The sequence below is a fragment of the Kluyvera sichuanensis genome (genome assembly GCF_014218705.1).
Taxonomy (GTDB): domain Bacteria; phylum Pseudomonadota; class Gammaproteobacteria; order Enterobacterales; family Enterobacteriaceae; genus Kluyvera; species Kluyvera sichuanensis.
Genome location: NZ_JABBJF010000071.1, coordinates 1 through 1,503, shown reverse-complemented (window position 1 = coordinate 1,503; position 1,503 = coordinate 1). Strand labels below are relative to the sequence as shown.

The 1,503-nt window shown below is 52.7% G+C and carries 1 rRNA gene; it reads right to left on the bottom strand.

Annotated elements, in window-relative coordinates:
- A 23S ribosomal RNA gene (locus tag HII27_RS26755) occupies positions 1-1,481 on the bottom strand; the annotation flags it as partial.
- Positions 1,482-1,503 lie beyond the last annotated feature (22 nt).

Here is a 1,503-nt window from a genome sequence, read left to right as displayed (position 1 = left end):
CCGCCTACATGCTTAAACCGGGACAACCGTCGCCCGGCTAACATAGCCTTCTCCGTCCCCCCTTCGCAGTAACACCAAGTACAGGAATATTAACCTGTTTCCCATCGACTACGCCTTTCGGCCTCGCCTTAGGGGTCGACTCACCCTGCCCCGATTAACGTTGGACAGGAACCCTTGGTCTTCCGGCGTGCGGGTTTTTCACCCGCATTATCGTTACTTATGTCAGCATTCGCACTTCTGATACCTCCAGCATCCCTCACGAGACACCTTCGCAGGCTTACAGAACGCTCCCCTACCCAACAACACATAGTGTCGCTGCCGCAGCTTCGGTGCACAGTTTAGCCCCGTTACATCTTCCGCGCAGGCCGACTCGACCAGTGAGCTATTACGCTTTCTTTAAATGATGGCTGCTTCTAAGCCAACATCCTGGCTGTCTGAGCCTTCCCACATCGTTTCCCACTTAACTGTGACTTTGGGACCTTAGCTGGCGGTCTGGGTTGTTTCCCTCTTCACGACGGACGTTAGCACCCGCCGTGTGTCTCCCGTGATAACATTCTTCGGTATTCGTAGTTTGCATCGGGTTGGTAAGTCGGGATGACCCCCTAGCCGAAACAGTGCTCTACCCCCGAAGATGAGTTCACGAGGCGCTACCTAAATAGCTTTCGGGGAGAACCAGCTATCTCCCGGTTTGATTGGCCTTTCACCCCCAGCCACAAGTCATCCGCTAATTTTTCAACATTAGTCGGTTCGGTCCTCCAGTTAGTGTTACCCAACCTTCAACCTGCCCATGGCTAGATCACCGGGTTTCGGGTCTATACCCTGCAACTTAACGCCCAGTTAAGACTCGGTTTCCCTGCGGCTCCCCTATACGGTTAACCTTGCTACAGAATATAAGTCGCTGACCCATTATACAAAAGGTACGCAGTCACACCCCGAAGGATGCTCCCACTGCTTGTACGTACACGGTTTCAGGTTCTTTTTCACTCCCCTCGCCGGGGTTCTTTTCGCCTTTCCCTCACGGTACTGGTTCACTATCGGTCAGTCAGGAGTATTTAGCCTTGGAGGATGGTCCCCCCATATTCAGACAGGATACCACGTGTCCCGCCCTACTCATCGAGCTCACAACACATGCAATTTTGTGTACGGGGCTATCACCCTGTATCGCCGGCCTTTCCATACCGTTCCACTATCACACATGCTGATTCAGGCTCTGGGCTGCTCCCCGTTCGCTCGCCGCTACTGGGGGAATCTCGGTTGATTTCTTTTCCTCGGGGTACTTAGATGTTTCAGTTCCCCCGGTTCGCTTCATTACGCTATGTATTCACGTAATGATAGTGTGTCGAAACACACTGGGTTTCCCCATTCGGAAATCGTCGGTTATAACGGTTCATATCACCTTACCGACGCTTATCGCAGATTAGCACGTCCTTCATCGCCTCTGACTGCCAGGGCATCCACCGTGTACGCTTAGTCGCTTAACCTCACAACCCGAAGATGTTTCTT